At 60.1% G+C, this 21,462-nt stretch carries 20 protein-coding genes and 2 pseudogenes; 15 read left to right on the top strand and 7 right to left on the bottom strand.

The annotated features are described in order from the left end of the window. Positions 1-289 precede the first annotated feature (289 nt). Complete coding sequence (locus AB4N85_RS03185; protein ID WP_236169684.1) at positions 290-1,885, top strand: glycoside hydrolase family 17 protein; 1,596 nt, start codon at positions 290-292, stop codon at positions 1,883-1,885. A 120-nt stretch (positions 1,886-2,005) separates the two neighbouring features. Here AB4N85_RS03185 and AB4N85_RS03180 read toward each other — a convergent pair whose 3' ends face one another. Next, complete coding sequence (locus AB4N85_RS03180) at positions 2,006-2,374, bottom strand: hypothetical protein (protein ID WP_236169683.1); 369 nt, start codon at positions 2,372-2,374, stop codon at positions 2,006-2,008. A gap of 224 nt (positions 2,375-2,598) precedes the next feature. On the opposite strand from AB4N85_RS03180, the gene AB4N85_RS03175 reads away from it, so the two are divergent. Next, positions 2,599-3,897: a serine protein kinase PrkA gene (locus tag AB4N85_RS03175; RefSeq protein WP_024012145.1), complete on the top strand. Its 1,299-nt coding sequence runs from the start codon at positions 2,599-2,601 to the stop codon at positions 3,895-3,897. After that, complete coding sequence (locus AB4N85_RS03170; protein WP_041479602.1) at positions 3,890-4,678, top strand: MlaA family lipoprotein; 789 nt, start codon at positions 3,890-3,892, stop codon at positions 4,676-4,678. Before AB4N85_RS03175 ends, AB4N85_RS03170 begins: the two co-directional genes overlap by 8 nt. A 127-nt stretch (positions 4,679-4,805) precedes the next feature. Here AB4N85_RS03170 and AB4N85_RS03165 read toward each other — a convergent pair whose 3' ends face one another. Next, positions 4,806-5,720, bottom strand: a complete 915-nt coding sequence (locus tag AB4N85_RS03165; RefSeq protein ID WP_236169682.1) for a DUF808 domain-containing protein — start codon at positions 5,718-5,720, stop codon at positions 4,806-4,808. 135 nt (positions 5,721-5,855) lie between these two features. Here AB4N85_RS03165 and AB4N85_RS03160 point away from each other — a divergent pair, with 135 nt between their 5' ends. Then, positions 5,856-6,461, top strand: a complete 606-nt coding sequence (locus AB4N85_RS03160; RefSeq protein WP_042607576.1) for a TetR/AcrR family transcriptional regulator — start codon at positions 5,856-5,858, stop codon at positions 6,459-6,461. 131 nt (positions 6,462-6,592) lie between these two features. On the opposite strand, the pseudogene AB4N85_RS03155 reads toward AB4N85_RS03160, so the two are convergent. Next, a pseudogene (locus AB4N85_RS03155) lies at positions 6,593-7,048 on the bottom strand (REP-associated tyrosine transposase); the annotation flags it as partial. Positions 7,049-7,257: 209 nt separating this feature from the next. Continuing rightward, positions 7,258-7,698 (bottom strand): GlcG/HbpS family heme-binding protein, encoded by a 441-nt coding sequence (locus tag AB4N85_RS03150; RefSeq protein ID WP_122611610.1) that lies wholly within the window; start codon positions 7,696-7,698, stop codon positions 7,258-7,260. A gap of 268 nt (positions 7,699-7,966) precedes the next feature. On the opposite strand from AB4N85_RS03150, the gene gcl reads away from it, so the two are divergent. The 9 genes from gcl (at position 7,967) to AB4N85_RS03105 (ending at position 19,057) form a co-directional block, all read left to right on the top strand. Beyond that, entirely contained in the window at positions 7,967-9,742 is a 1,776-nt protein-coding gene (gcl, locus tag AB4N85_RS03145; protein WP_041479607.1) for a glyoxylate carboligase, read from the top strand. A gap of 179 nt (positions 9,743-9,921) precedes the next feature. Further along, positions 9,922-10,704: a hydroxypyruvate isomerase gene (gene hyi / locus AB4N85_RS03140; protein ID WP_095180741.1), complete on the top strand. Its 783-nt coding sequence runs from the start codon at positions 9,922-9,924 to the stop codon at positions 10,702-10,704. Positions 10,705-10,866: 162 nt separating this feature from the next. After that, a complete protein-coding gene (locus tag AB4N85_RS03135; RefSeq protein ID WP_056783869.1) occupies positions 10,867-11,760 on the top strand; it encodes a 2-hydroxy-3-oxopropionate reductase in 894 nt (297 codons plus the stop codon). Positions 11,761-11,914: 154 nt separating this feature from the next. Next, on the top strand, positions 11,915-13,189 hold the full coding sequence (locus AB4N85_RS03130) for a glycerate kinase type-2 family protein (protein WP_460066963.1): 1,275 nt from the start codon (positions 11,915-11,917) through the stop codon (positions 13,187-13,189). After that, positions 13,186-14,601: a pyruvate kinase gene (gene pyk, locus AB4N85_RS03125; protein WP_460066960.1), complete on the top strand. Its 1,416-nt coding sequence runs from the start codon at positions 13,186-13,188 to the stop codon at positions 14,599-14,601. Before AB4N85_RS03130 ends, pyk begins: the two co-directional genes overlap by 4 nt. Before the next feature lie 226 nt (positions 14,602-14,827). Further along, positions 14,828-15,742: an urea transporter gene (locus tag AB4N85_RS03120; RefSeq protein WP_252869021.1), complete on the top strand. Its 915-nt coding sequence runs from the start codon at positions 14,828-14,830 to the stop codon at positions 15,740-15,742. A 21-nt stretch (positions 15,743-15,763) separates the two neighbouring features. Further along, positions 15,764-16,588 carry an ion transporter gene (locus tag AB4N85_RS03115; protein WP_041479613.1) on the top strand — a complete coding sequence of 275 codons (825 nt, stop codon included), beginning with the start codon at positions 15,764-15,766 and terminating at the stop codon, positions 16,586-16,588. Positions 16,589-16,692: 104 nt separating this feature from the next. Further along, positions 16,693-17,691: a sulfate ABC transporter substrate-binding protein gene (locus AB4N85_RS03110; protein WP_056783861.1), complete on the top strand. Its 999-nt coding sequence runs from the start codon at positions 16,693-16,695 to the stop codon at positions 17,689-17,691. Positions 17,692-17,857: 166 nt separating this feature from the next. Further along, complete coding sequence (locus AB4N85_RS03105) at positions 17,858-19,057, top strand: MFS transporter (RefSeq protein WP_252869019.1); 1,200 nt, start codon at positions 17,858-17,860, stop codon at positions 19,055-19,057. A 112-nt stretch (positions 19,058-19,169) separates the two neighbouring features. Here AB4N85_RS03105 and AB4N85_RS03100 read toward each other — a convergent pair whose 3' ends face one another. Further along, positions 19,170-19,574, bottom strand: a complete 405-nt coding sequence (locus AB4N85_RS03100; RefSeq protein ID WP_016771035.1) for a type II toxin-antitoxin system HicB family antitoxin — start codon at positions 19,572-19,574, stop codon at positions 19,170-19,172. Further along, positions 19,574-19,786, bottom strand: a complete 213-nt coding sequence (locus AB4N85_RS03095) for a type II toxin-antitoxin system HicA family toxin (protein WP_041479616.1) — start codon at positions 19,784-19,786, stop codon at positions 19,574-19,576. The genes AB4N85_RS03100 and AB4N85_RS03095 overlap by 1 nt, the downstream gene beginning before the upstream one ends. 184 nt (positions 19,787-19,970) lie before the next feature. On the opposite strand from AB4N85_RS03095, the gene AB4N85_RS03090 reads away from it, so the two are divergent. Next, a complete protein-coding gene (locus AB4N85_RS03090) occupies positions 19,971-20,438 on the top strand; it encodes a helix-turn-helix domain-containing protein (RefSeq protein WP_056783858.1) in 468 nt (155 codons plus the stop codon). Beyond that, positions 20,435-21,009, top strand: a pseudogene (locus AB4N85_RS03085) (PIN domain-containing protein). The gene AB4N85_RS03090 and the pseudogene AB4N85_RS03085 overlap by 4 nt, the downstream one beginning before the upstream one ends. 45 nt (positions 21,010-21,054) lie before the next feature. On the opposite strand, the gene AB4N85_RS03080 reads toward AB4N85_RS03085, so the two are convergent. Beyond that, entirely contained in the window at positions 21,055-21,459 is a 405-nt protein-coding gene (locus AB4N85_RS03080; protein WP_252869017.1) for a hypothetical protein, read from the bottom strand. Between the last annotated feature and the right edge of the window lie 3 nt (positions 21,460-21,462).

Here is a 21,462-nt window from a genome sequence, read left to right as displayed (position 1 = left end):
TCCCCGAAATGCTGCGCCCGACGGATGCCGGGCATCGTCAACGTATTGTTATGGTGCACAGCGCCCCCATCACGCCGGACCTCACACACCGAACATCAGCCGATTTTTCAAAAAGGGTACTGATGGTTTGATCATCAACCTCAAGCGGCCGGCGACCTGCTCTGTCAGCGACCTCAAGGCAGCGAGAAACGACATCAGAAAGCCATTAATCAAGCGAGATTAATTGACGCCAGACAATCCGCCCGAACTTTGCATGTACAACGCCTGCGAGCCACCAGCCCTTCTATAAATGCAGGTAACATGCGTCGCTTTGCAGCCACTCGGCCTGACCATGTCCGCAACGTACCGATTTCCTTTTCTGCCTTATCTGTTCGCCTGCCTGCTCGGGCTGTTGGCCCTTAGCGGTTTCTGGTATGGCCTCGGCCAACCGGTGATCCTGCCGGACGCCGCGACGCCGACGCACAAGTTGCAATGCGCCTCCTACACACCGTTCGACAAAGACCAATCGCCGTTCGACGTGCCGTTCAAATTGCGCCCCGAGCGCATGGATGCCGACCTCGCGCTGCTGGCGACGCGCTTTGAATGCATCCGCACCTACTCGATGACCGGCCTCGACGCCCTGCCCGATCTGGCGCGCAAGCACGGTCTGAAGTTGATGATCGGCGCCTGGGTCAACAGCAACCCGGTCGACACCGAGCAGGAAGTCGAGCTGCTGATCAAATCGGCCAATGCCAACCCCGACGTGGTCACCGCCGTAATCGTCGGCAACGAAGCGCTGCTGCGCAAAGAGGTCACTGGCGCGCAACTGGCCCGGCTGATCAACAAGGTAAAAAGCCAGGTCAAGCAACCGGTGACTTACGCCGATGTTTGGGAATTCTGGCTCAAGCACCCGGAAGTCGCCCCGGCCGTGGATTTTCTGACCATCCACTTGCTGCCGTACTGGGAAGACGATCCGTCGAATATCGACGTGGCGCTGCGGCATGTGGCGGATGTGCGTCAGGTGTTCGGCAACAAGTTCGCGCCCAAGGACGTGATGATCGGCGAAACCGGTTGGCCCAGCGAAGGCCGCCAGCGCGAAACCGCCGTGCCGAGCCGGGTCAACGAGGCGAAATTCATTCGTGGATTCGTGGCGATGGCCGAGCAGGAAGGCTGGCGTTACAACCTGATCGAAGCCTTTGATCAACCGTGGAAGCGCGGCAGTGAAGGCGCGGTCGGCGGCTACTGGGGGCTGTTCGATGCGGATCGGCAGGACAAAGGCGTGCTCGCCGGACCGGTGAGCAATGTGCCGTACTGGAAAGAATGGCTGGCAGTCGGTGCTTTGATTTTCCTCGGCACGCAGATCCTTGGTGGACGCGTGCGCACCACTCGTTCGGCGTTGCTGCTACCGCTGCTGGGCGCAGTCGCAGCGTGCTCGATTGGCGCCTGGGGCGATCTGGCTCGATTGACCACACGGTTTGCCGGTGAATGGCTGTGGGTCGGCTTGCTGACCGGGTTGAATCTGTTGGTGCTCGCGCATGCCGCGCTGACGTTGAGCGCACGCAGCGGTTGGCGCGCGCGAGCATTCGATTTGCTCGAGCGTCGCGCCGGCTGGCTGGTCGCGGTGGCCGGTTTTGCCGCGGCGGTGATGATGCTGGAAATGGTCTTCGACCCGCGCTATCGCAGTTTCGCCAGCATGGCGTTCGTGCTGCCGGCGCTGGTCTACCTGTGCCGCCCGGTGAGCGTGCCGCGTCGGGAGGTTGCTCTGCTGACCTTTATCGTCGGCGCGGGGATTGCACCGCAGTTGTATCAGGAAGGGATGCTGAATCAGCAGGCGTGGGGCTGGGCGCTGGTGAGTGGATTGATGGTGGTGGCGTTGTGGCGATGCCTGCGGGTTCGCAAGGCCTGATTTCAGCGCTTTCGAAATCGCCATCGCTGGCAAGCCAGCTCCCACAGGATTTCTGCTGCACACAAATGTTGTGTTCACCTCAATCCCTGTGGGAGCGGGCTTGCCCGCGATGACTGACTGTCACGCGCTGCGGGACTCGCGGACCAGGCGCAACCCGGCAATCACCACCGCAAATACCGCTAACGTGGTGTTGTACAACGCCAGCGCCGGCAGGCCGAACACCAGCGCCAGCACCGCCAGCCACCACCCTGCCCGTCCAGGCAATACAAACGCCAATACCGCCGCGCCCACCGCCGCCCAGCCCAGCACCTTGAAATGAATCATCAGCCCGAGGTTCGACCGCACCACGCATTCCCAACGGCCGGCCTCGTCGACACAGATGCCCACCCACTGCCCGTCTTCCATGAAGCCATAGCGCGCGGCATAACTGCCGGCCAGCCACAGCGGCAACAAAACAAGCAGCACAATCACGGGCAAGCGGCGGGACATGGAGCACTCCAATCTGCGGAAATCGGCGGCCAGCTTAATCTGCCGACCGGCATTCGCAAGCACTAACAACTGTTAACTGTTCAGCGAGCCCTTGCAACGTGTATCGTCCAGCTACTATTACCCCGAATTCCGCCTGTTTGGTGCCGCAGCATGGCACTTTGGCGCACGGCCGGTGGTCATAGCCTGCGAACTTCAATCGGCACCTTCCTCTAAGGGATCTAGTCATGCTCCGTTCCTTGCGCTTCGCCGCGCTGTTCAGCGGCCTTATCTTGAGTGCGTCCGCGCTGGCGGTGGATATCGACGCCGCCAGCTATGGCTACCCGCTGACCAACCCGTTCGAGGCGACGATCGCCACGACACCACCGGACCTGCGTCCGGAGCTGCCGCTGGACGACGACATCAATCAAACGGACCGCAGCCTCACCCTGCGCCCGGAGCGTGAATTCCAACTGCCGGACAATTTCTGGGCAGTGAAGAAACTCACTTACCGCATCGCCACGCAGGACAAACCGGCGCCGCTTATCTTCCTGATTGCCGGCACCGGCGCGCGCTTTGACAGCACGCTCAACGAATACCTGAAAAAGCTGTATTACAAGGCCGGCTACCACGTCGTGCAGTTGTCCTCGCCGACGAGCTTCGACTTCATCAGCGCCGCCTCGCGTTTCGCCACGCCGGGCGTGACCAAGGAAGATGCCGAAGACATGTATCGGGTGATGCAGGCCGTGCGGGCGCAGAACCCGAAGCTGCCGGTCACCGAGTATTACCTGACCGGCTACAGCCTCGGCGCCCTTGATGCCGCGTTCGTCGCGCATCTGGACGAAACGCGCCGTAGCTTCAACTTCAAAAAAGTCCTGCTGCTGAACCCGCCGGTCAACCTCTACACCTCGGTGACCAACCTCGACAAGCTGGTACAAACCGAGGTCAAGGGCATCAACAACAGCACCACGTTCTACGAACTGGTACTGACCAAGCTGACCCGCTACTTCCAGCAGAAAGGCTACATCGACCTCAACGATGCGCTGCTGTACGACTTCCAGCAGTCCAAACAGCACCTGACCAACGAACAGATGGCCATGCTCATCGGCACGTCGTTCCGCTTTTCGGCAGCCGACATTGCCTACACCTCGGACCTGGTCAACCGTCGCGGCCTGATCACCCCGCCGAAATTCCCGATCACCGAAGGCACCAGCCTCACGCCGTTCCTCAAGCGTGCGCTGCAATGCGATTTCGACTGCTACATCACCGAACAGGTTATTCCGATGTGGCGCGCACGCACCGACGGCGGCAGCCTGCTGCAACTGATCGATCAGGTCAGCCTGTATGCGCTCAAGGACTACCTGCACGACAGCCCGAAAATCGCCGTCATGCACAACGCCGACGACGTCATCCTCGGCCCTGGCGACTTGGGCTTCCTGCGTAAAACCTTCGGTGATCGCCTGACCGTTTATCCACTGGGCGGCCACTGCGGCAACCTTAACTACCGCGTCAACAGCGACGCCATGCTGGAGTTCTTCCGTGGCTAAATATCTCCTGCTGATTGCAGCGTTCCTCTGTGCAGGCGTGGCCCAGGCCGACAACAGTAAAGCCGATGCACCGGTGGTGGTCGACAGCGATGGCTTCAAGCAGCCGCTGACCAAACTCAAGTTCAACCCGGGCCTGGATCAGCGCGAATTCGAACGCTCCACGCTCAATGCGCTGAACGTCTATGACCCGCTGGAATCGTGGAACCGCCGGGTTTACCACTTCAACTACCGCTTCGACCAGTGGGTGTTCCTGCCAGTGGTCGATGGCTATCGCTACATCACGCCAAGCTTCGTGCGTACCGGGGTGAGCAACTTCTTCAACAACATTGGCGACGTGCCGAACCTGGTCAACAGCCTGCTGCAGTTCAAGGGCCAGCGCTCGATGGAAACCACTGCGCGCCTGCTGCTCAACACCACGATCGGCATCGCCGGTCTGTGGGATCCGGCAACCGCCATGGGCCTGCCGCGCCAGAACGAGGACTTCGGGCAGACTCTGGGCTTCTATGGCGTACCGGGCGGCGCCTACTTCGTACTGCCGATCTTCGGCCCGTCGAACATCCGCGACACCGCAGGTTTGGCCGTGGATTACACCGCCGACACTGCGATCAACTTCCTCAACGTCGCCGAAGTCAGCTCCAACCACCCGGAAGTCTGGGCTTTGCGTGCGATCGACAAGCGCTACCAGACCAGCTTCCGCTACGGTCAGATGAACTCGCCGTTCGAGTACGAAAAAGTGCGGTACGTGTACACCGAAGCGCGCAAGTTGCAGATCGCTGAGTAAATCGGCTGGCGCAAAACACTGTGGGAGCGAGCCTGCTCGCGAACGCGGAGTTTCAGTCAACATCGAAATTGACTGAACTACCGCATTCGCAAGCAGGCTCGCTCCCACATTTGTTATGTGTTGCTGACTAACCCTTCAGCGCTTTCCAGAGCTTGCCTACGACCGAAACCACCGCCAACACCACAGCACCGGCAACAATCCCCGCAACACCATTGAGCAGCATCGGTACGGCAAACCCGGCACTGCCCGCCGCTGCGCCGACACCTTCGATCCAGTGATGCAGCACCGGCACGCCATGGGTCAGGATGCCGCCGCCGACCAGGAACATCGCTGCCGTGCCAACCACCGACAGGGTTTTCATCATGTACGGCGCGGCGCTGAGAATGCCGCCGCCGATCTTTTTCGCCATCTGCCCGGGCTTCTGCGTCAGCCACAGCCCCAGGTCGTCGAGCTTGACGATGCCCGCCACCAAACCGTAAACGCCCACGGTCATGACAATGGCGATGCCGGACATGACGACCACTTGCTGGGTCAGCGAGGCATCTGCCACGGTGCCGAGGGTGATCGCAATGATTTCTGCCGAGAGAATGAAGTCAGTGCGGATCGCGCCTTTGATCTTGTCCTTTTCGTACGCCACCAGATCGGTCGCCGGATCGGCCACTGCTTCGGTCAACTGTGCGTGTTCTGCCTCGTCTTCCTCTTTGCTGTGCAGAAACTTGTGCGCGAGCTTTTCAAAACCCTCGAAACACAGGTACGCGCCGCCGACCATCAACAGCGGCGTCACCAGCCAAGGCACAAAGGCGCTGATTGCCAGCGCCGACGGCACGAGGATCAGTTTGTTGACGAACGAGCCCTTGGCCACCGCCCACACCACGGGAATTTCCCGCTCGGCGCGCACGCCCGAAACCTGCTGGGCATTGAGCGCCAGATCATCACCGAGCACCCCGGCGGTCTTCTTCGCGGCCATCTTGGTCATCAACGCAACGTCATCCAGAACGGTGGCGATGTCATCGATCAGCACCAGCAAACTGCTTCCTGCCATGAATCCTGTTTCCTTCTGTGTATGAATGTTGCCAAGCATAACGCGACCGCCGGCCACAGGCTGCATTGTTGAGCGCCGCTCAAGGCCGGTGCTACCATGCGCCACCGCCAGAACAGGCAAGGAACCACCGGGTTTATGAGCACAATCCGCGAGCGTAACAAAGAACTGATCCTGCGCGCCGCCAGCGAAGAGTTTGCCGACAAGGGCTTCGCGGCGACCAAAACCAGCGACATCGCCGCCAAGGCGGGATTGCCCAAGCCCAACGTCTACTACTACTTCAAATCCAAGGAAAACCTCTATCGCGAGGTGCTGGAAAGCATCATCGAGCCGATTCTGCAGGCCTCGACCCCGTTCAACCCGGACGGTGTGCCGAGCGAGGTGCTGAGCGGCTACATCCGCTCGAAGATCCGCATCTCCCGCGACCTGCCCTACGCCTCCAAGGTGTTCGCCAGCGAAATCATGCACGGCGCCCCGCACCTGAGCGCTGACCTGGTAGAGCAGCTCAACGCCCAGGCCAAACACAACATCGCCTGCATCCAGAGCTGGATCGACCGCGGCCAGATCGCCCCGATCGATCCCAACCACCTGATGTTCAGCATCTGGGCCGCGACCCAGACCTACGCCGACTTCGACTGGCAGATTTCCGCGGTGACCGGAAAAGACAAGCTGGATGAAGCCGATTATGAAGCGGCTGCGCAGACGATTATCCGGTTGGTGTTGAAGGGGTGTGAGCCGGACTGATACACCGAGGCGCGGCTATCGCTGGCAAGTCAGCTCCCACAGATTTATGGGTTGGATTCAGAATCAATAAACACCATGGAATCCTGTGGGAGCTGGCTTGCCAGCGATGGCGGCAACTCGATTTCATTTCTAATCCAAATGGTGTCCCACAACGGATAGTCGGCAATCGTATCTACCAGGCCCGCACGCAATGGGTTGGCCACAACATAACGCGCCATTTTCTCCAGATTCTCTTCCCTCCTCAGTGCCCGATCATGAAAACCGTGCTGCCAGAGCGGCCCGGTTCGACCTGTCGAAAGGTTAACCTCCCGCGTACTCAGTGATTTGGTTTCTCGCATCAACTTGCTGAGTGAGCAATTTTCAAGCTCAACGAGCCAATGAAAATGGTCGGGCATGACGACCCATGCCAATGATTTCGCCAACCCCAAGTCATGTGCACGACGAAATTGCGCAACGACCAGTCTGCCCAAAGCGAAATCAGCAAATACCGGCTCGCGATCAAGTGTGTTGGTGGTAAGAAGATAAATTCGATTCGACTCGGCATAGCGACCGATACGCAAGCGATGTGAAGCAGGAAAATCAGGCATTCCATTGCCCCTTTCATGATGAGTTCAGATGGAAGGCTAGACCTCAAAGCCAACTAAAACGCGACAGTCTGTTTTCTTGATGTGTCAGCCAGACCGCCATCGCTGGCAAGCCAGCTCCCACAGGGATTTGTGTCGTGCATTTAATTGTTCAATGCAAAAACTTCTGGGAGCTGGCTTGGCGGCGATGACTATCGATCAAGCACCAGAGATCAGGAAACCACCCCGCCATCCGCCCTCAAATCCAGCGCTTCCACCGCTCTGATCGCCACCTGCTCATCCACATCCGACAAATCCCCACTGATCCCGATCGCGCCCAGCACTTCACCCGCCTGATTTCGAATCAACACGCCACCCGGGGCCGGCACAACGCTGCCCTGCCCCATGCTGTTCAACGAAGAAAAAAACGCCGGGCGTTGCTGGGCGTCCTGGGCGAGCAGGCGTGAGCCTTTGCCCAGGGCGATGGCGCCCCAGGCTTTGCCGATGGCGATGTCCGGGCGCAGCAGGCTGGCGCCGTCTTCGCGTTGCAGGGCGATCAGGTGGCCGCCGTTATCGAGTACCGCGATGGTCAGCGGTGCGGCGTTGATGCCGCGTCCTGCGTTGATGGCTTCGCTGACCAGGTTGACTGCGACTTTCAAGGTTAAAGCGCTCATGGTGCCGTCCTCATTTTGTTATAGGGAAAGTCGTGGGACTGCGCGTTTGTGCCGCAGTCCGATGCCACAAATAGAACACAATGAGTTATTTTTTTGTATACAATAATTCTCGAAAAGCGCCACATGCGACGAAAAGCCACAGCACAGCGGGCTTCCGACGAATGAAACAGGCGCTTGAGAAAATGGATTGACCTGCGCCGTCCGCCGTGAATACACTCTGCGCAAAGCCACTTGTATACAATTACAAAACGTAAAGAGGCACAAAACCATGAGCAAAATGAGAGCAATCGAAGCCGCCGTTCTGGTGATGCGCCGTGAAGGGGTTGATACCGCTTTTGGCATCCCGGGCGCAGCGATCAACCCGCTGTACTCCGCCTTGCAGAAAGTCGGTGGCATCGATCACGTCCTTGCTCGCCACGTTGAAGGCGCCTCGCACATGGCCGAGGGCTACACCCGCACCAAGGCCGGCAATATCGGCGTGTGCATCGGCACGTCCGGCCCGGCCGGCACCGATATGGTCACCGGGCTCTACAGCGCCTCAGCTGACTCGATTCCAATCCTCTGCATTACCGGCCAGGCACCCCGCGCCCGGATGCACAAGGAAGATTTCCAGGCTGTCGACATCACCAGCATCGTCAAGCCAGTCACCAAGTGGGCAACCACCGTTCTCGAACCGGGCCAGGTGCCTTACGCGTTCCAGAAAGCCTTTTATGAAATGCGCTCCGGCCGTCCAGGCCCTGTACTGATCGACCTGCCGTTCGACGTGCAGATGGCCGAGATCGAATTCGACATCGACGCTTACCAACCGCTGCCACTGGCCAAACCGACCGCGACCCGCGTACAGGTCGAGAAGGCTCTGGCGCTGCTGGATCAGGCCGAGCGTCCATTGCTGGTCGCCGGCGGCGGCATCATCAATGCCGACGCCAGCGACCTGCTGGTCGAGTTCGCCGAGCTGACCGGCATTCCGGTCATCCCTACCCTGATGGGCTGGGGCACCATCCCTGACGATCACCCGCTGATGGTCGGCATGGTCGGTCTGCAGACGTCGCACCGTTACGGCAACGCCACCATGCTCAAATCCGACGTGGTGCTGGGCATTGGTAACCGTTGGGCCAACCGTCACACCGGTTCGGTGGATGTCTACACCGAAGGCCGCAAGTTCATTCACGTCGACATCGAAGGCACGCAGATCGGCCGCGTGTTCACCCCGGATCTGGGCATCGTTTCCGACGCCGCTGCCGCGCTGACCGTGTTCATCGAAGTGGCCCGTGAATGGCAAGCCGCCGGCAAGCTGAAAAACCGCAGTGCCTGGCTGCAGGATTGCCAGCAGCGCAAGGCCAGCCTGCATCGCAAGACCCACTTCGACAACGTGCCGGTCAAGCCGCAGCGCGTTTACGAAGAAATGAACCAGGTGTTCGGCAAGGACACCTGCTACGTCAGCACCATTGGTCTGTCGCAGATTGCCGGCGCGCAGTTCCTGCACGTCTACAAGCCGCGTCACTGGATCAACTGTGGCCAGGCCGGCCCGTTGGGCTGGACCATTCCGGCGGCGCTGGGCGTGGTCAAGGCCGATCCGAGCCGGAAAGTCGTGGCCCTGTCGGGGGACTATGATTTCCAGTTCATGATCGAAGAACTGGCGGTCGGCGCTCAGTTCAAACTGCCGTACATCCACGTCGTGGTGAACAACTCGTACCTGGGCCTGATCCGTCAGGCCCAGCGCGGGTTCGAAATGGACTACTGCGTGCAGCTGTCCTTCGATAACCTGAATGCGCCGGAACTCAACGGTTACGGGGTTGACCACATCGCAGTCGCCGAAGGCCTCGGCTGCAAGGCACTGCGTGTGTTCGAACCGTCGGAAATCGCCCCTGCCCTGCGCAAGGCCGAACAGATGATCGAAGAGTTCAAGGTGCCGGTGATCGTCGAGATCATTCTGGAGCGTGTGACCAACATCTCCATGGGTACCGAGATCAACGCGGTCAACGAGTTCGAAGACCTGGCACTGGTCGGCAACGATGCGCCGACGGCGATTTCGTTGCTCGATTGATTGCTTTTAGCCCCCTCTCTCTCTGGGAGAGGGCTGGGGTGAGGGAAAGGTTTTGCGGTGTTCGCACAATCGGGATCAGACTCAGGATTCCCCCTCACCCTAACCCTCTCCCCCAGGAGAGGGGACTTGACCGCGCTCAGTCTGACCTACCGTGCCTCATCAGTTTTTAGGAGACCACCATGCCGCGTTTCGCAGCCAACCTGTCCATGCTGTTCACCGAACAGGATTTCCTTGCCCGTTTCGACGCCGCCGCCAAGGCCGGTTTCAGTGGCGTGGAATACCTGTTCCCGTACGACTTCAGCTCGGCTGAAATCAAGGCAAAACTCGAGGCCAACGGTCTGACCCAAGTGTTGTTCAACCTGCCGGCCGGTGACTGGGCCAAGGGCGAGCGTGGCATCGCTTGCCTGCCGGATCGGGTCGAAGAGTTCCGCGCCGGGGTCGATCTGGCGATCGCTTACGCACAAGTGCTGGGCAACACCCAGGTCAACTGCCTGGCCGGCATCCGCCCGCAAGGCGTTGACGATGCCACTGTGGAAAAGACCTTCGTTGCCAACCTCAAATACGCCGCCGACAAGCTGCAAGCGGCGGGCATCAAACTGGTGATGGAAGCGATCAACACCCGTGACATTCCCGGTTTCTACCTGAACAACACGGCGCAGGCCCTGTCGATTCGCGAGCAGGTCGGCAGCGCCAATCTGTTCCTGCAATACGACATCTATCACATGCAAATCATGGAAGGCGATCTGGCCCGCACCCTGCAATCGCACCTGGGCGAGATCAACCACGTTCAGCTCGCGGACAACCCGGGGCGCAACGAGCCGGGTACTGGTGAGATCAACTACCGCTTCCTGTTCGAACACCTTGATCGCATCGGTTATCAGGGTTGGGTTGGTTGCGAATACAAACCGCTGACCACCACCGAAGCGGGCCTGGGTTGGTTGAAATCACACAACGCAATCTAAGAAACACAGCAAATCCCCTGTGGGAGCGAGCCTGCTCGCGAATGCGGTGGTTCAGTCAACACGGATATTGAATGTTCCACCGCATTCGCGAGCAGGCTCGCTCCCACATGAAAAGCAGCTCCCCTATTTGCTTGAGCACGACAAAAACAAGAGGATTTTCTCATGGCTAAAATCGGATTCATCGGCACCGGCATCATGGGCCACCCAATGGCGGCGAACCTGCAGAAAGCCGGTCACAGCCTGTTCCTGTCGCAACACCACGACGCGGCCCCGGCCGATCTGGTCGCCGCTGGCGCCGTCGCCCTGGCCAACCCGCGTGAAGTGGCGCAGGAAGCCGAATTCATCATCGTCATGGTTCCGGATACCCCGCAGGTCGATGACGTGCTGTTCCGCGCCGACGGTGTTGCCGCCGGTATCGGCAAAGGCAAAGTGGTCATCGACATGAGCTCGATTTCACCGACCGCCACCAAAGCCTTCGCGGCGAAGATCAACGAAAAAGGCGCGCAATACCTTGACGCGCCAGTGTCCGGCGGTGAAGTCGGCGCCAAGGCCGCGACCCTGAGCATCATGGTCGGTGGCGACGCCGATGCCTTCGAACGCGCCCTGCCGCTGTTCCAGGCCATGGGCAAGAACATCACCCTGGTTGGTGGCAATGGCGATGGTCAGACCGCCAAAGTCGCGAACCAGATCATCGTTGCGCTGAACATCCAGGCCGTTGCCGAAGCCCTGCTGTTCGCCTCGAAAAACGGTGCCGATCCAGCCAAGGTGCGTGAAGCGCTGATGGGCGGTTTCGCTTCTTCGAAGATTCTCGAAGTGCACGGCGAGCGCATGATCAAAGGCACCTTCGACCCGGGCTTCCGCATCAGCCTGCACCAGAAGGACCTGAACCTGGCCCTGCAAGGCGCCAAGGAGCTGAACATCAACCTGCCGAACACCGCCAATGCCCAGCAGGTATTCAGCACCTGCGCGGCCATCGGCGGCAGCAACTGGGACCACTCGGCGCTGATCAAGGGCCTGGAGCACATGGCCAATTTCTCGATTCGCGACAAAAAATAAACCCTGCACAAAACCCTGTGGGAGCGAGCCTGCTCGCGAAAGCGGCTTCACATCCAACATCCATGTTGGCTGACATGCCGCGTTCGCGAGCAGGCTCGCTCCCACAAGGGTTCCGAGTTGCCCTTTCGAATAACAAGAATTCCGGGAGCCCGCCATGTCGGTCGATCCGCAACAACTGCTGCGCGAGCTGTTTGCCACAGCCATCGACGCGGCCCATCCGAACCAAGTCCTCGAAGCCCATTTGCCTGCCGATCGCACCGGTCGGTTGATCGTCATCGGCGCCGGCAAAGCCGCTGCCGCCATGGCGCAAGTGGTCGAGCGCTGCTGGGAGGGTGAAGTCACCGGCCTGGTGGTGACCCGCTACGGCCACGGCGCTCCATGCGAAAAAATCGAAGTGGTCGAAGCCGCGCACCCGGTGCCGGATGCGGCCGGGCTGGCCGTGGCCAAACGCGTGCTGGAGCTGGTCAGCAACCTGACTGAAGACGACCGCGTGATCTTTCTGCTCTCCGGCGGCGGCTCTGCCCTGCTCGCCCTGCCAGCCGAAGGCATCACCCTTGCCGACAAGCAGGCGATCAACAAAGCCCTGCTCAAATCCGGCGCGACCATCGGCGAGATGAACTGCGTGCGCAAGCACCTCTCGGCGATCAAGGGTGGCCGCCTCGGCAAGGCCTGCTGGCCGGCGACGGTTTACACCTACGCGATTTCCGATGTGCCCGGCGACCTCGCCACCGTCATCGCCTCCGGGCCGACCGTGGCCGATCCAAGCACTTCGGCCGAAGCACTGGCGATCATCAAACGCTATGGCATCGAGATTCCCGCTTCCGTGCGCACCTGGCTGCACAGCCCTGAATCGGAAACCGTCAAACCCGGCGACCCGTCCCTGGCGCGCAGCCACTTCCAGTTGATCGCCCGCCCGCAGCAGTCGCTGGACGCGGCGGCGGTGAAATGCCGTCAGGCCGGTTTCAGCACCTTGATTCTCGGCGACCTCGAAGGCGAATCCCGTGAAGTGGCGAAAGTCCACGCCGGCATCGCCCGGCAGATCATCCACCACGGCCAGCCCTTGGCAGCGCCGTGCGTGATTCTCTCCGGCGGTGAAACCACGGTGACCGTGCGCGGCAATGGCCGTGGCGGACGCAATGCCGAATTCCTCCTCAGCCTGACCGACAGCCTCAAGGGCCAGCCCGGCGTCTACGCGCTGGCCGGCGACACCGATGGCATCGACGGCTCGGAAGACAACGCCGGCGCAATCATGACTCCGGACAGCTACGCCCGCGCCGCCGCACTGGGTCTGAGCGCCAGCGACGAGCTGGATAACAACAACGGCTATGGCTACTTCCAGGCGCTCGATGCGCTGATCGTCACCGAGCCGACCCGCACTAACGTCAACGACTTCCGCGCCATTCTGATCCTTGAGAACTGCAAATCATGACGCCTGATAAAAAGGTCAAAATCCTCGCCACCCTCGGCCCTGCGGTCGACGGTATCGACGACATCCGCGAGCTGGTCGAGGCCGGGGTCAACATCTTCCGGCTGAATTTCAGCCATGGCGATCACGCCGACCACGCCAAGCGCTATCAATGGATCCGCGAAGTCGAGCGCCAGCTCAACTATCCGCTGGGCATTCTGATGGACCTGCAAGGGCCGAAACTGCGTGTGGGCAAGTTCGCTGACGGCAAGGTGCAGTTGCATCGCGGTCAGGCGTTCCGCTTGGATCTCGATGCGACACCGGGCGATGAGCGCCGGGTCAACCTGCCGCATCCGGAAATCATTGCCGCGCTGGAAGCGGGCATGGACCTGCTGCTCGACGACGGCAAGCTGCGCCTGCGCGTGGTCACCAAGTACGCCGATGCGATCGACACCAGCGTGCTCAACGGCGGCGAACTGTCCGATCGCAAAGGCGTGAATGTGCCGCAAGCGGTGCTCGACCTCAGCCCGCTGACCGCCAAGGATCGCCGCGATTTGAGCTTCGGCCTGGAATTGGGTGTGGACTGGGTCGCGCTGTCGTTCGTACAGCGCCCGCAGGACATTGTCGAAGCCCGCGCATTGATCGGCGACAAGGCGTTTCTGATGGCGAAAATCGAGAAGCCTTCAGCGGTCGAGCAACTACGTGAGATTGCTGAGTTGAGCGACGCGATCATGGTCGCGCGCGGCGATCTTGGTGTGGAAGTGCCGGCGGAGAGCGTGCCGCAGATTCAGAAAAACATCATCACCACCTGCCGCGCGCTGGGCAAACCGGTGGTGGTGGCGACGCAGATGCTCGAGTCAATGCGCTTCTCCCCTGCCCCAACCCGTGCCGAGGTGACTGACGTCGCCAACGCCGTAGCCGAAGGCGCCGATGCGGTGATGCTCTCGGCGGAGACCGCGTCCGGCGAATACCCGCTGGAAGCCGTGCAGATGATGAGCAAGATCATCCGTCAAGTTGAGAACGGCCCGGATTATCAGACCCAGCTTGACGTCAGCCGACCGATAGCCGAGGCGACGGTTTCCGATGCGATCAGCTGTGCGATCCGCCGGATCAGCAACGTGCTGCCGGTGGCGGTGCTGGTCAATTACAGCGAGTCCGGCGCCTCGACGTTGCGCGCATCCCGGGAACGGCCGAAAGCACCGATCCTCAATCTGACGCCGAACCTGCAAACGGCGCGGCGCTTGAGCGTAGCGTGGGGCATTCATTCGGTGGTCAACGATCGCCTGCGTCAGGTCGACGAAGTCTGCTCGACCGCACTGGAGATTGCTCAGGCGCAAGGCATGGCCGAGCGTGGCGACACGCTGCTGATCACCGCCGGCGTGCCGTTCGGGCAGCCGGGATCGACCAATTCGCTGCGCATCGAGACGTTGATTTAACCCCCCATAAAAGTGGGTGCATAAACTTGTGGCGAGGGGATTTATCCCCGTTGGGCTGCGAAGCGGCCCCCAATCGGAGAATGCGGTTTCTCTGTGGAAACCGTCACACCCTCAAAAGCGACGACTGCTGCGCAGCCGAACGGGGCGGTGCGACGTTTCGCTAAATCCCCTCGCCACAGTGACTTGCAAGACCTTTTGATGTTCCAACTGCCCAGATTTTCTCAACATGCCTGCCAATCACTTCAACACCCACTGCCCCGACTGGGCCGAGGCTTTGCTCAACGGTTTCAGTCAGATTTTCTTCCAGCGCCATCCGCTGTGCGGGCTGCTGTGTCTGCTGGCGATTCTGCTGACGGCGCCGGTGCTGTTCGCCGGGGCGCTGCTCGGTGGCGTTGCCGGTCTGCTCACCGCGCAGCGGCGCAACTACGCCAAGGCCGATCGCCAGGCCGGGTTGTTCAGCTACAACGGCGTGCTGCTCGGCCTGCTGCTGAGCCTGTATTTCCCTTGGTCGCCACTGCTGCCGCCGTTGATTCTTGCAGCCGGTGGCTTGAGCGCGATGCTTACTCAGCAATGGCTCAAACACGTGTACCGCAGTCGCGCCATACCGGCGTATACCTCGCCGTTCGTGGCGCTCAGCTGGGTGCTGCTGATGTTCGCCGAGCCGTCCGCGCCGGCGGCATCGGTCGACCTGAACACGACAAATCTGCTGGCCGCTGAACTGCGCGGATTCGGCCAGGTGATGTTTCTCGACCATCCATTGGCCGGGGCCTTGATCGCCAGCGGCTTGCTGCTCGCCGATCGCCGCGCGTTCTGCTGGGCGCTGCTGGCGTCGGCGATCGGCCTCGGCTCGAGTCTGCTGCACCACGACACGTCCGCCGCACTGCTCGGGCTCGGTGGCTACAACGCTGTACTCGCCGCCCTCGCCTTCAGCGCTCAGCGACAAAATCCGTGGCTGCCGCTGCTCGCCATTGTCCTGGCCTTGCTGGTGACGCCGCTGTTTGCCGCCCTCGGGCTGGCCACGCTGACCGCGCCGTTCATCCTCGCCTGCTGGTTGATTCGTGCCGGCATTCAAATGCTTGGCAAAGCGTCGCTCGCGCATGAGTCTTGCGCTCATGAGGAGAATCACCCTAGGCTGCGCTGATCTTCGATTCAGGCGTTATCCATGGACAGCAGCAACAATTGGCGCGAACGGCTTTACGTCATGATTTTCCAGAGCGACACCCCGGCCGGGCGTCGCTTCGACGGCATTCTGCTGTTGATCATCCTCGCCAGTCTGGTGATCGTGATGCTCGACAGTATCGACAGCATTCACCGTAATTACGCCGATGTTCTGGCCTATATCGAGTGGGGCTTCACGGCGATTTTCCTCGGCGAGTACATCCTGCGTCTGTACTGCTCGCCCAAGCCGCTGCGCTATGCCTTCAGCTTTTACGGCCTGGTGGATCTGCTGGCGATCGTGCCGGGCATCCTCGCGCTGTATTACAGCGATGCGCAGTATCTGCTGATCATCCGCATCATTCGGATGCTGCGGATTTTCCGCGTGCTCAAGCTCAGCCCGTATCTCAAGCAAGCCAACTATCTGATGTCGGCGCTGCGCGGCAGCAAGCAGAAAATCGTCGTGTTTCTGGTCAGCGTGTGCACGCTGGTGACAGTGTTCGGCACGCTGATGTACGTGATCGAAGGCCCGGAACATGGCTTCACCAGCATTCCCAAAGGCATCTATTGGGCGATCGTGACCTTGACCACTGTGGGCTTCGGCGACATCGTGCCGAAGACGCCGCTGGGCCAGGTGATTTCCTCGCTGGTGATGATCACCGGTTACTCGATCATCGCCGTGCCCACAGGGATTTTCACCGCTGAGCTGGCCAACGCCATGCGCGGCGAACAGCTGCAACATGACTGCCCGGGCTGCCAGAAAAAGAGCCATGAACAGAGCGCAGCGTTCTGTTCGCGCTGCGGCAGTCAGCTGTTCAAGAAAGTGGAATAAGCACAGAGCTTTTTAATCTTTAAGCGACTATGCGAGGCCCGCTATAGTCGCTGGCAAATGGCCTCACTTTTTACACAACACCCCCACAGAACAAGGAATGCGCAGTGAAAAAACTCTTTGGCGCCTCACTTCTCGCCGCCGGTCTGGCCTTGGCCAACATCGCCCAGGCAGCACCGACGCTGCTTAACGTTTCCTACGACGTGATGCGCGATTTCTACAAGGACTACAACACTGCGTTCCAGAAGCACTGGCAAGCCGAGCACAACGAAAACATCACCGTGCAGATGTCCTTCGGCGGCTCGAGCAAGCAGGCGCGTTCGGTGATCGACGGCCTGCCGGCTGACGTCATCACCATGAACATGGCCACCGACATCAATGCCCTCGCCGACAACGGCAAACTGGTCCCGGACAACTGGGTCACGCGCCTGCCGAACAACAGCGCACCGTTCACCTCGGCGACGGTATTCATCGTTCGCAAGGGCAACCCGAAAGCTTTGAAAGACTGGCCTGACCTGCTCAAGGATGGCGTTCAGGTGATCGTGCCCAACCCGAAAACTTCGGGTAATGGCCGCTACACCTACCTGTCAGCCTGGGGCTATGTGCTGAAAAACGGTGGCGACGAGAACAAGGCCAAGGACTTCGTCGGCAAGCTGTTCAAGCAGGCGCCGGTGCTCGACACCGGTGGCCGCGCCGCCACCACCACGTTCATGACCAACCAGATCGGCGACGTACTGGTGACCTTCGAAAACGAAGCGGAAATGATCGCCCGCGAGTTCGGTCGCGATCAGTTCGAAGTCATCTACCCGACCGTCTCAGCGGAAGCCGAGCCACCGGTTTCGGTGGTCGACAAAGTGGTCGACAAGAAAGGCTCGCGCGCTGCGGCTGATGAGTATCTGAAGTACCTGTGGTCGCCGGAAGGTCAGGAAATTGCGGCGGCCAACTACCTGCGCCCGCGTGACCCGGCGGTGCTGGCGAAGTACACCGACCGTTTCCCGAAAGTCGACTTCCTTTCGGTGGAGAAGACCTTTGGTGACTGGCGCACGGTGCAGAAAACCCACTTCAATGATGGTGGCGTGTTTGATCAGATTTATAGCGGGCAGTAAGGCTTGATCTGAAAAAATCAAAAGGCGACCCACCGGGTCGCCTTTTTGTTGCGCGGCAATACCGCTCATTACACTGCGTAATAACAGTTATCATCCGAAAACGTCTTCTGCCAGTCCACGTTGTCCATTAGCCTCAGCCCTTCCTGTGCCCGACCCGAGATCCCCTATGACCACCACTCCTCACGCAATGACCCGAGGCATGGTCCTGCTGTTCGCGTTCTGCTGCGGCGCCATCGTTGCCAACATCTACTACGCACAGCCGATCATCGGCCTGATCGCGCCGGACATCGGCCTCTCCGACACCATGGCCAGTTTCATCGTCTCGCTGACCCAGATCGGTTACGCGTTGGGCCTGTTCTTTCTGGTGCCGTTGGGGGATCTGTTGGAGAACCGGCGGCTGATGATCATCACCACGGTCGTGGCGATCGCCAGTCTGCTTGGCGCCGCGTTCACTGAACAGCCGAACATATTTCTGCTGATCTCGCTGCTGGTCGGTTTCAGCTCGGTGTCGGTGCAGATCCTTATTCCGCTGGCCGCGCATCTGGCGCCGGAAGAGTCCCGTGGTCGCGTGGTGGGCGGGATCATGGGCGGTTTGCTGCTGGGTATTCTGTTGGCGCGACCGGTGTCGAGTGTGGTCGCCGATCACCTCGGCTGGCGCGCCATGTTCATGATCGCCGCAGCGTTGATGGCGGCTATCAGCGTGGTGCTGGCGCTGACCGTGCCCAAGCGCCAGCCAGATCACAGCGCTACTTATGGCCAATTGATCGGCTCGCTGTGGACGCTGCTGCGCCAGCAACCGGTGCTGCGTCAGCGGGCGTTTTATCAGGGCTGCATGTTTGCCACGTTCAGCCTGTTCTGGACCGCCGTGCCACTGGAACTTGCACGCAACCATGGCCTGTCGCAAAGCGAAATCGCCATCTTCGCCCTGGTCGGCGCCATCGGTGCCATCGCCGCGCCAATCAGCGGCCGCCTCGCTGATGCCGGTCACACACGCATCGCCTCGCTACTGGCCATGCTCTTCGCCAGCCTGAGCTTCCTGCCCGCCTTCATTCACCCGGCCTATAGCGTCATCGGCCTGGCCGTGACCGGCGTGGTGCTGGACTTCTGCGTGCAGATGAACATGGTCCTCGGCCAACGCGCGGTGTACTCGCTGGACGCGAAAAGTCGTGGCCGTTTGAACGCTCTGTACATGACCAGCATCTTCATCGGCGGCGCGTTCGGCTCGTCGGTGGCCAGCGCGGTGTACGAACATGGCGGCTGGTTGTGGATCGTGATTGTCGGCAGCGTCTTTCCGTTGCTGGCGTTGTTGCGGTTTTTGAGTGCATCGCAAAACGCTGCGCTGGCGCAGCGAAAAGTCGCGTCCTGACGCGATGTCATAGTGGGAGCGAGCCTGCTCGCGAAGGCGGTGTGTCAGCCATAGATCAGTGCCTGACCTGACGCCTTCGCGAGCAGGCTCGCTCCCACAATTGCGCAGACCGTCAATACCGGACCAGTTTCTCCATCGCCGCATCCGCCAGAAACGAGGAGCGGCTTTTGACGTTATGCTCGCGTACATAGCGATCAATACGCTGAATCACATAGCCGGGCAGCGTAACGTTGACCTTTTCGGTCTTGCCCAGGTACGGCGAGATATCCAGCTCCAGCATGCCCCAGCCCATCTCGGCAAAATCCGGATGATTGCGATGCGCCGCTGCCGAGGTCGGCATCGGAATCGCCTGACCGGCCGCCGCGATCTCCTGCAGCATGAGGTGAGCCACTTCCACGGCCGCGTTGTAGGCCTCCTCAAAGCTGTCCCCGGCCGTGACTGCGCCGGGAATATCGGGGATCTGAATGCCGATGGCAGTGTTCTCGTCACCCCACTCGATGCAGATGGGATATTGCATTACGGATCTCCTTCATGACGGGTTGGCGGGCTGAATAACCCCGCGCGCCGCCGAATGCTTTTGACTGTCCCCAGCGGTAAATCCTTTTTCGGATGCGGGACGGCAATCGTGTTCGGGTTGTAACGATGAGTGAAGATGTAATGACTGCCCGCAACCCGATCCAGCGTCCAGCCCGCCTCCTCCAGCTCCTTCATCAATAGCCTGCTCTGCACCAACCGCCTCCTTGGCCTGGCCCATTAAAAGTAACTCTAGAGTTATCTTTACTCAAGCACAGAATGGGACGGGGTGATGGTTGGTAGTTTTACAAAGTATTCCTGCACCAGTTTCGTTTATTGCGAATTTCGTTTAATTCGAATAACGTCGACACATCCTTCCATAGAATGCTGGAACAGTCTTATGACCACCGCTACTCCATCTGCCATCAATCTGCCTGTCGAACGAGAGGTCAAAGCCGCGATTGCAGGCCAGCGCGCCCTGAGCGCCTTCCTCACAACCGCTTTTGAAACTCAGCGAATCCAGATTTTTGATGAACAGAACGAAGCCCACAGCGTCGAGCTGCCAACATCGGCGTTGCGCTTGCTGAGCGATATCCTCGCGGCGCTGGCGCAGGGCAACGCTGTGAAGGTGGTACCGATCCACGCGGAGCTGACCACGCAGGAAGCTGCCGATCTGCTCAACGTCTCACGTCCGCACATGATCAAACTGCTGGAGAGCGGTGAGATTTCCTACCACAAAACAGGCAAGCACCGACGTGTGCGTTTTGCTGATCTGATGGAATATAAAACCCGGCGAGACACCGCCAGCGAGCAGGCAATGATGCTTCTCGCGGAGCAGGCACAGGCGCTAAGGACAGGATACGAGTGAGGCATTCCTCTTTCACTGCTGTATACGATGCATGCGTTTTATATCCGGCCCCTCTAAGAGATTTCCTGATGTGGCTCGCACTGTCAGGGTGTATCGGGCTCGCTGGACTCAGGAAATACACCACGAATGGAAGCGTAACTTATTGAAGAACAGGTCCGACCTGACCCTCGAACAACTCGATCGCACATCGCAATTGATGGACCTGGCCATTCCAGACGCGTGTATCGATGGCTATGAAGACTTGGTGTCAGGCCTGACACTGCCTGATGAGAACGATCGTCATGTTCTAGCGGCCGCAATCCGATGCGGTGCCGATGTAATAGTGACGTTCAACCTGAAAGATTTCCCCACCCGTCACCTCGCGCCATACGGCATTGAAGCTCAGCACCCGGATGAGTTTGTGGAAAACCTTTTCCATCTTGATTCGGCTGCCGTCGTCGCTGCGGCTCAAAGCCAGCGACGGCAATTGAAAACGCCCAATGTGGAGGTGGACAAATATCTTGGCTTTCTCCAACGGCAAGGATTGGTCGAGTCGGTAAAGGCGTTAGGTCACTATCGTGCGATTCTCTGAAAATCAGACGCAAAAAAAACGGCGATCCCAGGATCGCCGTTTCTCTTACTGCCCGAACTTCTTGCCCAACCCCGGCGGGACGCCGTGGATGTTGGTGTCTTCCCACGGGCCGTTGGGGCTGACCGAGCGGCTCCAGCCGTTGTTCCAGCGGTAGTAGGTGCGCTGGCGGTAGAAGGTGTTGGTCTGGTCGTCGAGCACGTAGACGCCGAGCTTCTGGTCCCAGTGGCTGTTGCCGCCCGGTGGCGGGGCAAAGCTGGCCGAGGTACGTGGCACGGGCTTGGCGGGTTTGGCCGGGATGCTTTTGCCGGGGGTCGGCGAGGTCGACGGGGTCGGGCTCGGTTGCGAGGGCGGGATCGGCGGCAGGCTGGTGGTCGGTTCCGGGCGTTGTACCGCACATGCACTCAAGCCCAGGGCCAGTGTGAGGACTGTGATGCGGGGGATGGTGTGCATGGC

The sequence above is a fragment of the Pseudomonas sp. H1_G08 genome (genome assembly GCF_054681355.1).
This window is presented reverse-complemented; position numbering and strand designations above follow the sequence as displayed.

Bases quoted from the DNA above. Each gene is read 5' to 3' on its own strand.
- AB4N85_RS03120 (WP_252869021.1), top strand. From the start codon at position 14,828: ATGCCTGCCAATCACTTCAACACCCACTGCCCCGACTGGGCCGAGGCT.
- AB4N85_RS03150 (WP_122611610.1), bottom strand. From the start codon at position 7,698: ATGAGCGCTTTAACCTTGAAAGTCGCAGTCAACCTGGTCAGCGAAGCC.
- AB4N85_RS03090 (WP_056783858.1), top strand. From the start codon at position 19,971: ATGACCACCGCTACTCCATCTGCCATCAATCTGCCTGTCGAACGAGAG.
- AB4N85_RS03185 (WP_236169684.1), top strand. From the start codon at position 290: ATGCAGGTAACATGCGTCGCTTTGCAGCCACTCGGCCTGACCATGTCC.
- AB4N85_RS03175 (WP_024012145.1), top strand. From the start codon at position 2,599: ATGCTCCGTTCCTTGCGCTTCGCCGCGCTGTTCAGCGGCCTTATCTTG.
- AB4N85_RS03080 (WP_252869017.1), bottom strand. From the start codon at position 21,459: ATGCACACCATCCCCCGCATCACAGTCCTCACACTGGCCCTGGGCTTG.
- AB4N85_RS03180 (WP_236169683.1), bottom strand. From the start codon at position 2,374: ATGTCCCGCCGCTTGCCCGTGATTGTGCTGCTTGTTTTGTTGCCGCTG.
- AB4N85_RS03130 (WP_460066963.1), top strand. From the start codon at position 11,915: ATGTCGGTCGATCCGCAACAACTGCTGCGCGAGCTGTTTGCCACAGCC.
- hyi (WP_095180741.1), top strand. From the start codon at position 9,922: ATGCCGCGTTTCGCAGCCAACCTGTCCATGCTGTTCACCGAACAGGAT.
- AB4N85_RS03135 (WP_056783869.1), top strand. From the start codon at position 10,867: ATGGCTAAAATCGGATTCATCGGCACCGGCATCATGGGCCACCCAATG.
- AB4N85_RS03115 (WP_041479613.1), top strand. From the start codon at position 15,764: ATGGACAGCAGCAACAATTGGCGCGAACGGCTTTACGTCATGATTTTC.
- AB4N85_RS03100 (WP_016771035.1), bottom strand. From the start codon at position 19,574: ATGCAATATCCCATCTGCATCGAGTGGGGTGACGAGAACACTGCCATC.
- pyk (WP_460066960.1), top strand. From the start codon at position 13,186: ATGACGCCTGATAAAAAGGTCAAAATCCTCGCCACCCTCGGCCCTGCG.
- gcl (WP_041479607.1), top strand. From the start codon at position 7,967: ATGAGCAAAATGAGAGCAATCGAAGCCGCCGTTCTGGTGATGCGCCGT.
- AB4N85_RS03160 (WP_042607576.1), top strand. From the start codon at position 5,856: ATGAGCACAATCCGCGAGCGTAACAAAGAACTGATCCTGCGCGCCGCC.
- AB4N85_RS03165 (WP_236169682.1), bottom strand. From the start codon at position 5,720: ATGGCAGGAAGCAGTTTGCTGGTGCTGATCGATGACATCGCCACCGTT.
- AB4N85_RS03105 (WP_252869019.1), top strand. From the start codon at position 17,858: ATGACCACCACTCCTCACGCAATGACCCGAGGCATGGTCCTGCTGTTC.